The organism is Alcaligenes sp. NLF5-7, from assembly GCF_024266725.1.
GTDB classification, from domain to species: Bacteria; Pseudomonadota; Gammaproteobacteria; order Burkholderiales; family Burkholderiaceae_B; genus Alcaligenes; species Alcaligenes phenolicus.
In genome coordinates, this window is the sequence record NZ_CP100755.1 from 1,793,675 (window position 1) to 1,808,723 (window position 15,049).

Consider the following 15,049-nt stretch of genomic DNA (forward strand, 5'->3'; position numbering starts at 1 on the left):
TGCATGACCTAGGCCAATCGGCGTATAGGTATTTGTGCCAATCCGAACTAATTGCGTTGTTTTTGTGTTGCTTTGTAATGCAGAGGGCCCCCTCTGAATGGGGCAAAGCCGGTACCGAAAATCACGCCTGCATCGGCCAGATCGTCGTTCTCCACAACACCGATGCGAACCTGGTGTTCGGTCTGTTCGATCAGCGGTTTAATCAAGCGATCTGCCAGACCGCTTGGGACTGTTCCCGCAGGAGATTTCTGGGCTTTGCCATCTTTCCACGTGTAAAAACCCTGGCCGGTTTTACGGCCCAGTTCCTGACGATCCAGATGGGTTTTCAGGCAGGCTGGCATGGCGGTTTGCTGGCTTAATTGGGCACCTGCATCACGCGCAATATCCAGGCCTACGGTATCGGCCAATTCCAGTGGTCCCATCGGCATGCCGAACTGCACCATGGCTTTGTCCACGGTGGACGGGTCAAGCCCCTCGTCCACGCAGCGCATGGCTTCCAACATATAGGGAGCCAGGACGGCATTGACCAGAAAGCCGGGGCTGTCTTTAACGGGCAAGGGCAGCTTGCCAATCTGGTTCACAAAGGCGTAGGCAACGCTGCGCACTTCCGGGGCCAGCAGTTCGCTTTCCACCACTTCAACCAAGGGCATGCGAGAGACCGGGTTAAAGAAGTGAATGCCTACCAGTCGTTCCGGATTGATCAGGTTCAGGCTGAGCTCGGATAAAGGCAGGCTGGAGGTGTTTGTCGCCAGCACAGCACCGGGCTTTAGCAAGGGCTCAATGGTGGCGTACAGGCTGCGCTTGGCATCGGCGTTCTCGAAGATGGCCTCCAGAACCAGATCTGCCGACGGGATGCCGTGGCCGTCCGGGTCCGGGATCAATCGGTCCAAGGCGGCTTGTACCAGCCTGCGGTCTTTGAGACGGCGCTGGAACAGCTTGGCGGCACGACCTTGTGCCTGGGCGATACGCTTGCGGTCCTGATCCTGCAGCGTCACACGCATGCCTTTCAGCGCACATACGGCGGCAATATCGCCCCCCATGACACCAGCACCGACCACGTGAATATGCTTGATCTCCTGAGTCGACGAATGCTTGCCTACGCTTTTCAGACGCTCTTGCAAATGGAAGACACGCAGCAGATTGGCTGCGGTGTTGGAGCGGGTGATTTGTTCGATCAGCTCGGGAGCCTTCAAGGCATTGCCGTTGTGCTTTTCCCAGATCTCCAGGATGGCACGGGGCGCCTGATAGTGCTGATAGGGATCGCGCTTTGCCAACTGCTTGCGTACCTGATTAGCAACCAGGGGGCGTAGCAGCTTGGTATTCATCAGGCGTGACAGACCCTTGGCGCGACGCGGCTTCTTGCCACTGAGCACCTGTTTGATAGCAGCTTGCTTGGCCAGACGGACAGGAACGCAGGCATCGACCATACCCAGACGGGCGGCCTTGCGAGCATCCACGCTTTTGCCGCTCAGCATCAAGTCCATGGCGGCGGCAGGGCCTATATATTCAGGCAAGCGCAACATGCCGCCCCAACCGGGGAAAATACCCAGCATCACTTCAGGCAGAGCCAGGCGTGTATCGTCCTGATCTACGGCCAGGCAATAACGGCATGCCAGGGCCAGCTCCAGACCACCGCCCAGGCAGTGGCCTTGTACCAGCGCCAACGTGGGGTAGCTCTGCTTGGCCAGCTTGTTGAAGACGGTCCAGCCGCGTGTGACCAGTGCCAAGCCCTTTTCAGGGTTGTTGTTGTGTTCGGAAAACTCGTCAATGTCCGCACCGGCTATAAAACCGGCAGCTTTGCCGGAGTAAATGATCAGTGCTTTAGGAGGATGGCTGCTCAGGTAGTCCAGCGCCTGGTTCAGCTCCTGTAGAACGGCTGCCGAGAGTCGATTGACCGAGCTGCCCACACAATCGATTTTCAGCCAGGCAATTTGCTGATCGTCCGTGTACAGCGTGAAGTTTTGCAAATCCAGGGTAGCGACGGGCATCATGATTCAGTTCCTTGCAGCGATTCGATCAGCATGGCGCCGCCTTGTCCGCCGCCAATACAAATAGCGGCCATGCCCAGGCGCAAGTTGCGACGACGCAGGGCATTCAAGCAATGCAGCACAATTCGCGCTCCGGAGGCACCCACCGGGTGGCCGATCGCAATGGCGCCGCCGTCCACATTGAGCTTGTCCATATCCAGCAGACCCAAAGCATCACGACCCAGATGCTTTTGGCACCACTCCTGGTTGTCCCATGCAGCACGACATGCTAGTACCTGTGCTGCAAAAGCCTCGTTGATTTCCCACAAGTCCGGACCATTTAGGGCCAGACGGTTGCGCTCCAAAATAGGCGTCGCGGCGAAAACAGGGCCCAGGCCCATGGTGGCTGGGTCCAGGCCAGCCCATTGCGCATCTACAATGCGGCCAATGGGTTTGAGCTGATGTTCCTTGACGGCGGCTTCGCTGGCCAGAATCAGCAGGGCAGCGCCATCGGTCACCTGGGAGCTATTGCCGGCCGTGATATTGCCCCAAGGTGGATCAAAGACCGGACGCAGCTTGGCCAGCTTCTCGGGCGTGGAGTCTTCGCGTACGCCATCGTCTTGCGGGTAGTTATTACCGCGCGTGTCGCTTAACGGCACGATTTCTTCAAAAGCGTTTTCTTGTTGAGCACGCAAAGCCAGACGGTGACTGCGGGCCGCAAACTCGTCCATATCCTGACGGCTGATACCAAACTCGTGCGCCAGAATTTCAGCGGTCTGCCCCATGGACAGGCCAACGACGGGATCAGTCAGCCCTTTAAGCAGGCCGATCACTGGTTTCAGATAGGACAGACGCAGACTGCGCAGCGCTTTCAGGCGTGCGCCCAGGCTACGCGCTTTGCCCCAGGTGGCCAGCCAGCGCACCATGTCGTCGCTGAACAGGATGGGGGCGTGAGACAGCGCATCCACGCCACCGGCCAGCACCAGATCCGAGCGGCCGGTTTGAATGGCCTGTACGCCCGAGTCCAGTGCCTGCATACCCGAGGCGCAGTTACGCATCACGGTCCAGCCCGGCACTTTGTGACCTGTGCCCAGACGCAGACCCAGAACCCGGCCGATATTGGTTTCATCGGGCGAGGGGGCGGCGCAACCCAGGATGACCTCGCTTAGCTGCGGGGCCTCAAAGGGTTGGCGCAGCAACAGCTCGCGACCCGTTTGCACGGCCAGATCTCCAGCAGAGAAGGGGCCGGGCGCATTGCGCGCTTTCAGAAACGGGCTGCGTGCGCCGTCAATAATATAGACCGGTTGAAAACTCATGCTTGGCTCCCACTGGCGGCTTCAGCGGCAGGATTTTCCCGACGCAAATCGAAGGGAAAATCATCAACGGCAATAACCCGATCGCGCACGATGTCGCGGGCCTGGATTTGCTCGTATTCCTGGGCCGTGATGCCACCGGCCTGAAAGACGGCTTCGGCCAGATCGCGTACGTTGGCTTTGGGGTTGTCCTGCAATTGACCGCTTTTCTCGAACTGACGGATTTTGGCGTCAATATCGCGGGTGTTCAGCGAAGCCAGCAGGGCCGCTTCAATCGCACCGACGGGTTCCATATCGTCGTCAGGCAAGTAGGTGTCGTAAGTCAGACGATCACGAGTGGCGCCGGGCTTGGTCAAAAGTTTGGCAACGGTGTGGTCCAATTTGTCATCAGGGCCCAGACGGCGCAGACCCAGAGGGAAGACCAGGAAGCGCAGCACGGCCGCCAAAGGACGGTTCGGGAAGTTCTCCAGTACTTTGTCCAGAGCGTGTTGAGCGCGCATCAAGGCGTCTTGAGCCGCCCAGTGGGCCAAAGGTGCATCTTCCTGATGACGACCTTCGTCTTGGTAACGCTTGAGCACGGCGCTTAGCATGTACAGCTCGGACAGCACATCCCCCAGACGCGAGGACAGGCGCTCGCGCATTTTCAGGGAACCACCCAGAACCAGCATGGAGGCATCGGCCAGCAGGGAGAAAGCAGCACTGTAACGGCTGGCCTGGCTGTAGTAGGTGTGCATGGCCTTGGAGGTGCCAGTAGGGCCACTTAGCAAGCGCCAGCCACCCAGGCCCAGCCAGAAGGAGCGGCCTGTATTGGCCAGTGTGTAGCGGATGTGCGCCCAGAAAGCCTGGTCAAATTTACGCAAACCGGCTTCGCGGTCAGGGTTCAGGGCGGCTGTCATCTCTTCAAGGATGAAAGGATGGCAACGGATCGCGCCTTGACCGAAGATGATCAGGCTGCGCGTCAGAATATTGGCGCCTTCCACCGTAATACCGACGGGGATCTGTTGGTAAGCACGGCCCAGGAAGTTTGATGGGCCAAGGCAAATACCTTTACCACCAATGACATCCATACCGTCATTCACCACAATACGACCACGCTCGGTCACATGGTATTTGACGATGGCCGAGACCACGGAAGGTTTCTCGCCCAGGTCCACGGCGGCTGCCGTCATGGTGCGCGCCGCATCCATGGCGTAGGTGTGTCCTGCGATACGGGCCAGAGCCTCTTCCACGCCTTCAAACTTGCTGATGGCGCTGCGAAATTGGGTACGGACGGCGGAGTAACCGCCCACGGCGCGGCTGGTTAGCTTGGCCATGCCAGTAAAGGAGGAGGGTAGAGAGATGGAGCGGCCAGCAGCCAGACATTCCATCAACATGCGCCAGCCCTGGCCAGCCATGGCGGGGCCACCAATGATGAACTCCAGCGGCATGAACACGTCTTTGCCACGGGTGGGGCCGTTCATGAACATGGCGTTCAAGGGGAAGTGACGACGGCCAGTGTCCACGCCGGGGTGGTCGCTTGGAACCAGGGCGCAGGTAATGCCAATGTCTTTTTCGCCACCCAGCAAACCGTCCGGGTCATATAGGCGGAAGGCCAGACCCAGCAAGGTGCAAACCGGAGCCAGGGTGATGTAGCGTTTGTCCCAGGTGACGCGCATGCCCAGCACTTCCTGACCTTCCCATTCGCCTTTGCAGACAATCCCTACGTCAGGAATGGAGGCGGCGTCCGAACCGGCCCAAGGGCTGGTCAGTGCGAAAGCGGGGATGTCACGGCCATCAGCCAGGCGGGGCAGATAGTGTTGTTTCTGCTCGTCGGTACCGTAGTGCAGCAGCAGTTCTGCCGGGCCCAGCGAGTTGGGCACCATGACCGAGACGGACAAGGCCGAGTTACGGGTGGAGAGCTTGGCGACAACCGCCGAGTGCGCTTGCGCCGAAAAACCGCGACCGCCGTATTCCTTGGGAATAATCAGGCTGAAGAAGCGGTTTTCTTTCAGGTAGTTCCAGACCTCGGCAGGCATGTCGAAGTCCTCCTGGCTGACTTGCCAGTCGTCAATCATGGCGCAAGCCACATTGACTTCATTGTCCATGAACTGGCGCTCTTCATCGGTGAGCCGGTAGGCCGGATAAGAGCTCAGGGTATTCCAGTTGGGTTTGCCGCGAAACAGCTCACTTTCCCACCAGACCGTACCTGCTTCCAGCGCATCGCGCTCGGTTTGGGACATGGCAGGCAGAACGCTGGAAAAGGCGCGGTAGATTGGGCGGCTTAGCCACTTGGTGCGTAGATTCCGGTTTTTGAGAACGTAGACGCAGCCAAGCACTAGCACTATCAATAGCAAGGTCACAAACATAGCAACTCCGGACTAGCTCAGAAAAAAAAGAAGAAGGCCCCCACGCTGCGCCTTCGGCTTGTTGCCCCCGAGGGGGCACTTTTTACCGGGGGCGCCGAGCCTTGGTAGCGGCCCGGCGGTAAAACCCCCTCATGCTGCACCTTCGACTTGCTGCCCCTAAGAGAGGGGCGCTTCACCTTGGGGTAGCTTGTTGGTCAGGGCCGTTCAGCTCAGGTGCTGGCGGGTAAAGGAGCTCGTAATCCACCCAGCAGGAAACTCATCAAGCGCTGTTGCAGTTGTTGCTCACTTTCCGGGCTGTCGCTAAGGGGTAATTGCAAAGCCCGACGCAGTGATTGGGTGCCCATCAAGGCATAAGAGGTGGCACCCAGCATGAAATGGAATCGCCAGATGATTTCTTCTTCAGGCACGGTAGGCAGAGCTTCATGCAAAGCCTGCTTGAAGGGCAGGAAGATGGCGACTTGTTCGTCCCAACAGATGGACTGAATGAAATCCTGCGGCGCCGGGCGGTCCTGCCCCGGCAAAGGAATAAACGAGCGTGGGGCGCCGTTGCCTGAACCCGCCAGGCGGATCAGTGGGCCAAAAAAGGCATCCACCACCTGGGATGCTTTCAAAGGACCTTCACCGGCTTGCTGGCGATAAAACGCCAGCTTTTCCAGGCGCTCTTGATTGATGCTGTTCAGGCGGCGCTGGAACACGGCCTGTGTCAGTCCGTCTTTACTGCCAAAGTGATAATTGACAGCCGACAGGTTCACCTTGGCTTGCGCCGTAATCTGGCGCATGGAGGTATTTTCGTGGCCATACAGCGCGAAAAGATGTTCGGCTGCATCGAGAATGGCGGACTGTGTCCGATCAGAGCGTTTCACCGTTATTTCCTAATTTCAAACGAGTGTTTGAATAATGTAACGGGAATGCGCAGTTAGTACAGTAGGGGTTCACCCTAGCCCCGCAAAGCGGGGCCAGGAGCCAGTCTTAGATCTGGGTTACAAATTTGGTGACTAAGTATCCGTCAAAAGTTTCTGCACCGCCTTCGCTGCCAATGCCACTGTCCTTGACGCCGCCAAACGGAGTCTCGGGCAGGGAACTGCCGAAGTGATTGATATTGACCATACCGGATTCCAGTTCGGTGCCCAGTCGATGTGCGTCTTGCAAGGATTGCGTAAAGGCATAGGCCGACAAACCGTAGGGCAGACTGTTGGCACGGGCGATGGCATCGTCCAGATCGCTGTAGCGCGTCAAGGGGGCGATGGGGCCAAATGGCTCCTCGGTCATGACCAGTGCATCGTCGGGCAAATCCGTCAGCACCGTGGGCGAGAAAAAGAAACCATCGCGCTTGATCTGTTCACCTCCAAGCAACACTTTGCCACCCAGAGAACGGGCGTTGTCAACAAACTTTTGCATCATGGGCAGGCGGCGCTCGTGAGCTAAGGGCCCCATTTGCGTATCCGGGTCCAGACCATCGCCCACTTTTACATTGGCCAGTTCTTCGGTGAAACGGTCCACAAATGCAGTGTAGATATCGTCGTGGATATAAAAACGCGTGGGCGAAATGCACACCTGACCAGCATTGCGAATTTTGAAACGAGCCAGCTGACGAGCAGCGCGGGCTACATCGGCATCAGGCAGGACCAGCACAGGCGAGTGACCGCCCAATTCCATGGTGATGCGTTTCATATGGGCACCGGCCAGTGCAGCCAGTTGCTTGCCTACAGGTACAGATCCGGTAAAGGAGACTTTACGCACGATGGGCGAGCGGATCAGGTAGTCCGACACCTCCTGTGGCACACCCCAGACAATATTCAGCACACCCGGAGGCAGGCCCGCATCATGAAAGGCTTGGGCAATAGCCATGACCGCACTGGGAGAGTCCTCGGGGCCTTTCAGAATAATCGTGCACCCAGCACCGATAGCCGCGCAGATTTTGCGAATGGCCTGGTTGTAGGGAAAGTTCCATGGCGTAAAGGCGGCGCAGACCCCGATGGGCTCGCGCAGAACCATTTGCTGCACTTTGGGGTTGCGGGCGGGGATGACGCGGCCATAAATACGGCGGCACTCCTCGGCGTGCCAATCCGCATGGTCCGCGCAGGACATGACTTCGCCTACCGCCTCGGCCAAGGGCTTGCCTTGATCCAGTGTCAGATTGCGGCCAATTTCCTGGGCGCGCTCACGCGACAGTTCCGCGACCTTGCGCAGGATCGCGCTGCGATCCATGGGCGAGCTGTGACGCCAGCTTTTGAACGCGTCCTGGGCGGCGTTCAGAGCCGCGTCCAGATCCGCCAGAGATGCCAGCGGCAGTTGGCCCAAGGTGCTGCCATTGGCAGGATTGATGACGGCCTGGGTCTGGCGACCTTGTCCATCCAGAAATTGACCATTGATATACAGGGCCAGGTGTTGATACATGAACGGCCTCCAAGTTGTCTGTGTTGCTAACTAAATACGTACCGTTCGATGGTATCGGGCGAGCAGAAACGGGACAAGCGTGGGCGGTGGATATTGCAGCAACGGATTGTTCAGAGAAGCAACAAACGGGCGCGAAACAGGGAGCTCTTCAAGCAATCGTTATAAGTTTTTGATTTCAGACCTCTTTTTGAAGGCCTGAAAAAGAGATGGAAGCCGACATCAAGCTGCAATAAGAAATCGTTACAAGTGCAGCATTCTGCATGTGAGTGATTGTTATATTTTTAACAATGAAAATAATTTTATCCCCTGTTGATAACCTGGTTTCATCTTGATGTAACCTAAATGCTTATTAAGGTGAAAGTTTTTTGTAGATTATTACCAACGATCGCGCCACGTGGGATAAGCGCAACAGTTATTGGTTAAGCGCCTAATCGCCCGAAATCGTTTAATTTCAGTGTATTGTTGCCTTTTTTATCACAGGCTATTTATCATTTTTAACATTGTCGTCCACGAAGCCCCTTGTAATCTAAGATACAATTTGTCCCGTGATCTACGTGATGAGTTTCACTATGCGTCACGTAAACAGTCACAATCAGACACAAGGTTATGCTCCAAGAATACAGGTCAGAAGCCTGTAGCTCCGCCTTGTCTTGCCCCGGTCCATTATGAACATACTGCTGCGGCTGGCGATGTACTTACCAGTCTTAGGTGTAAAGCCCATGTGCAATACATAGGTGTTGGGCCCTCGGGTGGTGTTTCTTTCGCTTTGTTTGAGCGACACACCGAACCCATTCTTCTTTCATTTTTGTACTTAAATTTGATCTGGCAATGCGTTGCAACGCTGACGTAATGACGTCTGTTGCGAACGCGGCACAGGATCTTACGGAGGCCGACGTGCGTGGTAAGAAAACTCTAACGGTAAGTGCGCTGCTGACAGCGCTACTGCTGGCGCAACCAGCGCTTGCCCAGCAGGAAAACAGCTTGAGCTTCAAGGACAGCATTGAGCGGGCAATTATGTCCAATCCTGAACTTGGTGCTCGCTTCCAGGATTTCCAGTCTGCGCTTGAAGGTCAGAACGTTGGCCGTGGCGCCCTGTTGCCCGAGGTCAATGCCCAGGGTTGGGTTGGCAAAGAGTGGCGTGGCAGCACCTCTGGTGCTCCGTCTACCGACTGGTCCCGCAGCGGCTACAGCCTGCAACTGCGTCAGTTGATTTTTGATGGTTTCTCCTCGATCAACCAGGTTCGTCAGTTGGGTTACGAAAAACTGGCTACCTACTACGAGCTGCTGGCTTCGGTAGATTCCCTGGCTCTGGAAGCGGCCAACGCCCACATCGATGTGCTGCGTTACCGCGAAATGGAAAAGCTGGCCCGTGAAAACTACGGCATGCACATGAACATCCTGAGCCAGATTCAGGAACGTTCGGCATCCGGCGTGGGCCGTGGTGTGGACCTGGAACAAGCTTATGGCCGCCAGTCCCTGGCTCAAAGCAACATGATGACCGAGGCTGGCAACCTGAACGACGTGCTGCAACGCTACCGTCGCATTGTGGGTGTGGCTGCTCCTGAAGTCATGCAGGCAGCCCCTAGCCTGAGCGAGTCGATTCCTGCCAATACCACCGACTTCTTGCCATCCTTGCGCACCAGCCCTGTGATTTTGGCCAAGCAGGCCTTGTATCAAGCTGCTGAGTCGGGCAAACACGTGGCTCAAGGCCGCATGTCGCCTACGCTTGAACTGCGTGCAGCTACCGGTAAGGACAAAAGCGATCCGCCAGGTTCCGCTTACCGCGATTCGCAAAGCAGCAACGTGCAGTTGATGCTGTCGTACAACCTGTTCCGTGGTGGTGCCGATGCTGCGCGCATCCGTCAAACCACGGCTCAGCAATACGCTGCCCGCGACGTGCGCGATTACACCTGCCGTAACGTACAGCAGGATCTGGCCGTGGCCTGGAACAATATCGAGCGCCTGCGTGCTCAGCTGCCATTCCTGAAACAACACGAACTGGCTACGTCCAAGGTCCGCGTTGCTTACATGCAGCAATTCCAGATCGGTCAGCGCTCCTTGCTGGATTTGCTGGATACGGAGAACGAACTGTTTGATGCGCGTCGTGCTCTGGCCAATGCCACTTACGACCTGCAACAAGCCGAATACCGTTGGCTGACCTTGTCGCACCGTCTGGTGTCGGCAGTTGGCCTGTCCCAGCCTTACTCGGAGCAGCCTGAAGAAGCCGCCAAGCTGGACTTCCCCGAAGAGGCATTCAAGGCATGCATGACGCCTGTTCCAGATACCAGCAACCTGACCCCGGTTTCTGTTGATTACCGCGACGGGATGGCTCCGCCAGTCCTGCGCGAGAAACCAGCCGGGCTGTAAGTAGCTGCTTCTTGGCGTTATTGGATAGTGAAGGGAGGCACGTATGAGTCAGAACGAAGATGACTACAAACAAGAGCTCTCAGTCTCGGATGCCAGTTTTATCCGAGTGCTGGAGGATTTGATTGATGCACTGGTTGCTAACGGTGTGCTTCGTATGACTGATCTGCCTCCCCAGGCCTTGGCCAAATTGAACGAGCGCAAACGTACCCGTCAACGCCTGCGGGATTCGCTGGATTTGATTAATGACGATGAACCACTCATCTGACAGCACGACACAAGCAAGCGGGCAATACAGTATCCCGCCTCATCTGACGCATGATGATCCTCTTCTGACCTGCCTGGCAGAGATTACCCGTATCCACGGTAATCCTTGCACGCCGCAGCACTTGTCTGCAGGCTTGCCTTTGCAGCGTGGGCGTTTGACGCCTGCCTTGCTCAGTCGAGCGGCCGCGCGTGGTCATTGCACGGCCCGAGTGTGGCGCCGCGCCTTTACCGAACTCGACACCAATCTGTTCCCGGTTATTTTGTTGCTGAACAATAACCGGGCATGTGTCTTGTTGGGCCTGGAAGAAGAACGTGCCCGGGTGCATTTCCCGGAAAGTGGTAGCCCCAGCGAAATCAGCCTGGAAGATCTGCAAGCGCAGTACTCCGGGCTGTTGGCCGTGGTGCAGCCGGATTTCCGCGTCGAAGCGCGTGCCAAAGATGGTGTGGCCCCCATGAAGGGCAAGCACTGGTTCTGGACAGCTGTGGTGCAAAACTGGCGTCTGTATCGCGACGCCATTGGCGCTGCCTTGCTGATCAACCTGTTTGCGCTGGCCATTCCGCTCTACACCATGAACGTGTACGACCGGGTGGTTCCCAATAAAGCGATTGAAACTCTGTGGGTGCTGTCGATCGGGATCGGGCTGGTGCTGGTCATGAACATGGTGCTCTCCAGTGTGCGGGCCTATGTGGTTGATGCCGCTAGTAAACGGGTAGATATTCAGTTGTCCGCACGGATTATGGAGCGGGTGCTGGACTTGCGCATGGAGAACCGACCGCCGTCGGTGGGCTCTTTTGCTGCCAATCTGCGCTCCTTTGAATCGGTGCGCGACTTTATCGCTTCGGCCAGTTTGACGACACTGGTCGATTTGCCATTTGTGCTGCTGTTTTTGGCTGTGCTGGCCTGGATCTCGCCCTGGATGCTGATCCCGCCCGTTGTGGCCATTGTGATCATTCTGGGTATTTCCTGGTTTGCTCAGGCACGTATGGAACGCCTGACCAAACAGACCTTCCAGGCTGCTGCCCAGCGTAACGCCGGCCTGGTCGAATCCCTGGCTGGTATGGAAACCTTGAAGGTCCTGAATGCGCAAAGCAATGCGCAGCGCGACTGGGAGCAGTCCACCGAATACCTGGCTCGTCAGGGTGCGCGCATCAAGATGACTTCCACCCTGACCGTGAACACGGTGCAGATGCTGCAGCAGATGGTCACCATCAGCGTGGTGATCATCGGGGTGTATCTGGTTCAGGAAACCAAATTGTCCATGGGGGGCATTATTGCTTCCTCCATGATTGCAGGCCGTTGCCTGGCTCCTTTGGGGCAAGTGGCTGGCTTGATGATGCAGTATCAGAATGCACGTACCTCCTTGGGTTCGGTGGATTCGTACATGAATATGCCGGTAGAGCATCCTGAAGAGCGTCACTTTGTGCCGCGTCCTTATCTGGAAGGCTCTATCGAGTTCCGTAACGTCAGTTTCAGCTATCCCGGCACCAATCAGAACGTGCTGGATAAGGTCAGTTTTTCCTTGAAGGCTGGCGAGAAGATAGGGATTATCGGCCGTATTGGCTCCGGCAAAACCACCTTATCCAAGCTGATCCTGGGTCTGTACAAACCGACGGGCGGCACCGTTGTGCTGGACGGAATTGATAGCCAGCAGATTGACCCGGCAGACGTGCGTCGATCCATGGGCTATGTCTCGCAGGACCCCACGCTGTTCTATGGCACTTTGAAACACAATTTGCTGATGGGCACGCCTTATGCAACTGACGATCAAATGTTGGCAGCGGCTCGTCAGGCCGGGGTGGATGATTTCGCACGACGCCATCCTGATGGCTACGACATGATGATTGGCGAACGCGGCGAATCCCTCTCGGGTGGTCAGCGTCAGGCTATCGCTGTGGCTCGTGCCTTGATCGGTAACCCGTCCATTCTGTTGCTGGATGAACCCAGCAGCAATATGGATAACCAGAGCGAATCGGCCTTGCGTCGCAGCCTGCATAAAGAATGTGAGGGCAAGACAGTTGTGCTTGTGACCCACCGCACCGCCTTGCTGGAGCTGGTGGATCGCCTGATCGTGATGGATATGGGGCGTATTGTGGCGGATGGTCCTAAGGATCAGGTCATTGCCGCTTTGCGTAGTGGGCAGATTGGTAAGGCCCGGAGTGCAGCATGAAGATAAAGAACCTGACCAATTGGGTGCGTGCACAACTCCAGGACACCAATTCTCCGCCTCCTGGTAGCAATATGCTCAAAAACGCATCGTGGACGGCTCGTTACCAAGATGTACGGGGCTCCACGCTGCTGATCTGGTTGACCTTGCTGGCCATCAGCCTGCTGATTGTCTGGGCCAGTTTTGCCAGTATTGATGAAGTGGTGCGTGGCGAGGGCAAGGTTGTGCCATCTCGCCAGGTCCAGATTGTGCAAAGTCTGGACGGTGGTGTGGTGGAAGAAATTCTGGTGCGGCCAGGCCAGTCCGTGGAAGCGGGCGAAGTGCTGTTGCGTATCGATCCTACCCGTGCCTCGTCCTCCTTGGGCGAGAACGAAGCCGAGTCCTTGTCCTTGATGGCCAAGGCAGCTCGACTGGAAGCGATTGCTGCCGATCAGCCCTTTGATATGCCCAGTGAAGTGCTGGAAAAAGCCCCTGATCTGGCAGAAATGGAACGCCGCGTCTGGCAGGCTCGTACCGAAGAGCTGCGCTCCAATATTTCAGTGGCTCAGGAACAGTTGAACCAGCGTCAACAAGAATTGCGTGAGACGCAGGCCAATCGTGATCAGGCCGCGTCCAGTTGCGGGCTGACCTCGCAAGAACTGCAAATGACACGTCCTTTGCTCAAAAGCGGGGCGGTGTCCGAAGTGGATTTGCTGCGTCTGCAGCGTGATGTGGCTCGTTATTGCGGTGAGCAGAAAGCGGCCACGGCACAGATCAGCCGTATTCAGGCCTCGATTCAGGAAGCCCAGAACCGGATTGGCGAGGTGGAAATTACCTTCCGCAATCAGGCCCGTACCGAACTGGCTGAAACACGTGCCAAGCTGGCTTCCCTGGAGCAAGGCCAACGTGCCCTGGCCGACCGTGTGCGCCTGGCTGAAGTGCGCTCGCCCGTGCGCGGCACCATCAAGACCCTGTCCGCCAATACGGTCGGCGGTGTGGTGCAGCCCGGTAAAGACATTCTGGAAATCGTGCCCACTGACGACACCCTGCTGTTGGAAGTGCGCATCAATCCGCGCGATATCGGGTTTCTGCACTCGGGCCAGACTGCCGAGGTCAAATTCACCGCCTATGACTTTGCTGTTTATGGCGGCTTGCCCGGCGTGCTGGAACAGACCAGTGCCGACACCATTACCGATGAAAAAGGCAATTCATTCTATATAGCTAAAGTACGTACGGACACGGTGTATGTCGGTGACGATAACCGTCCAATCTTGCCCGGTATGGTGGCCGAAGTGCACATCATGACCGGCAAGCGGACTGTTATGCAGTACTTACTCAAACCTATTCTCAGGGCCAGATCCAACGCATTCAGAGAGCGTTAAGGCTGATTGGTCCGTTGGGGGAGTAGCGCTGACGATAGAGGTGTAACACCCGAGTCAGACCAAGAGCTGATGGCATATAGCTCGTGTTACCAGTAAGGGAAAAGCGGTATGCGACAAGTAAATTCGGTTTTATTTCTGACTGCCGATGAGGCGTTGTGGCAGCATTGGCGTCATCTGGATTCGGTCACCTGGCTGCCCGCCAGAGGGCAGGGCATGGACGATTTATTGCGTTGGAAACAACAGCAGCGTGATCTGGTGGTGGTCGATAGTGCCCTGGCTTTGTGGAATCATCCCCAATGGTCCAAGGCTGTGCAGGGCATGAAGATTATTGTCGCTAGCCCACGTCCTTTGGATAGCGAAGGTCAGGCCGTACTGGCCCTGGGGGCTCGCGGTTACATTCACGCCTACAGCTCGTCGCCTTTGCTGGTGCAGGCGCTGGACCACGTGGCTAGCGGGCAGGTTTGGGTTGGGGAGTCCTTGCTGAGCCGTTTGCTCAGCGACGTTACCCGTCGCCTGGAACCCAAGGTGGGCTGGGAAAGCACCCTGACCAGCCGTGAAGTCGAGGTTGCGCAACGCGCCTCGCTGGGCCACTCCAATCAGCTGATTGCAAAAGACCTGGGCATCACCGAGAGAACGGTTCGCGCCCATCTTCAGGCTGTTTTTGAAAAGCTGGATGTAACAGATCGTTTGATGTTGGCGCTAAAAGTACACGGCATAGCCTGAACCCCTGCTCGCCGTCCCGTTCGTATTGTTAAGTAAGGTCAATAACAATAAATAAAACAGCGAACTGGCGGCGACGCCAATATCGACTAGCGGGCCAACTCGCTATTCTCTGATCAAAGAAAGTCCATTTCTGACTGCTGCTTGGCG

At 56.7% G+C, this 15,049-nt stretch carries 10 protein-coding genes; 5 read left to right on the top strand and 5 right to left on the bottom strand.

Going from position 1 to position 15,049, the window contains the following annotated elements:
* Window positions 1-47: 47 nt before the first annotated feature.
* The 5 genes from MID00_RS08385 to MID00_RS08405 form a co-directional block, all read right to left on the bottom strand.
* Entirely contained in the window at window positions 48-1,991 is a 1,944-nt protein-coding gene (locus tag MID00_RS08385; RefSeq protein ID WP_254500166.1) for a 3-hydroxyacyl-CoA dehydrogenase NAD-binding domain-containing protein, read from the bottom strand.
* The gene (locus MID00_RS08390; RefSeq protein ID WP_022983329.1) at window positions 1,988-3,283 is read right to left on the bottom strand and encodes an acetyl-CoA C-acetyltransferase; all 1,296 of its coding nucleotides are present in this window, start codon (window positions 3,281-3,283) and stop codon (window positions 1,988-1,990) included. The genes MID00_RS08385 and MID00_RS08390 overlap by 4 nt, the downstream gene beginning before the upstream one ends.
* The gene (locus MID00_RS08395; RefSeq protein WP_022983328.1) at window positions 3,280-5,625 is read right to left on the bottom strand and encodes an acyl-CoA dehydrogenase; all 2,346 of its coding nucleotides are present in this window, start codon (window positions 5,623-5,625) and stop codon (window positions 3,280-3,282) included. Before MID00_RS08395 ends, MID00_RS08390 begins: the two co-directional genes overlap by 4 nt.
* Window positions 5,626-5,834: 209 nt before the next feature.
* Window positions 5,835-6,494 (bottom strand): TetR/AcrR family transcriptional regulator, encoded by a 660-nt coding sequence (locus MID00_RS08400; RefSeq protein ID WP_164837990.1) that lies wholly within the window; start codon window positions 6,492-6,494, stop codon window positions 5,835-5,837.
* A gap of 100 nt (window positions 6,495-6,594) precedes the next feature.
* Entirely contained in the window at window positions 6,595-8,022 is a 1,428-nt protein-coding gene (locus MID00_RS08405) for an NAD-dependent succinate-semialdehyde dehydrogenase (RefSeq protein WP_254500167.1), read from the bottom strand.
* 894 nt (window positions 8,023-8,916) lie between these two features.
* Here MID00_RS08405 and MID00_RS08410 point away from each other — a divergent pair.
* From MID00_RS08410 to MID00_RS08430, 5 genes are all read left to right on the top strand, one after another.
* On the top strand, window positions 8,917-10,389 hold the full coding sequence (locus tag MID00_RS08410; protein ID WP_254500168.1) for a TolC family outer membrane protein: 1,473 nt from the start codon (window positions 8,917-8,919) through the stop codon (window positions 10,387-10,389).
* Window positions 10,390-10,432: 43 nt separating this feature from the next.
* A complete protein-coding gene (locus MID00_RS08415) occupies window positions 10,433-10,654 on the top strand; it encodes a hypothetical protein (RefSeq protein WP_022983326.1) in 222 nt (73 codons plus the stop codon).
* Window positions 10,632-12,821, top strand: coding sequence for a type I secretion system permease/ATPase (locus tag MID00_RS08420; protein WP_026484846.1), 2,190 nt, complete (start codon window positions 10,632-10,634; stop codon window positions 12,819-12,821). The genes MID00_RS08415 and MID00_RS08420 overlap by 23 nt, the downstream gene beginning before the upstream one ends.
* A gap of 71 nt (window positions 12,822-12,892) precedes the next feature.
* Window positions 12,893-14,179: an HlyD family type I secretion periplasmic adaptor subunit gene (locus MID00_RS08425; RefSeq protein WP_230940577.1), complete on the top strand. Its 1,287-nt coding sequence runs from the start codon at window positions 12,893-12,895 to the stop codon at window positions 14,177-14,179.
* Between the two features lie 108 nt (window positions 14,180-14,287).
* Window positions 14,288-14,902, top strand: a complete 615-nt coding sequence (locus MID00_RS08430; RefSeq protein WP_026484848.1) for a response regulator transcription factor — start codon at window positions 14,288-14,290, stop codon at window positions 14,900-14,902.
* The last annotated feature ends 147 nt before the right edge of the window (window positions 14,903-15,049 follow it).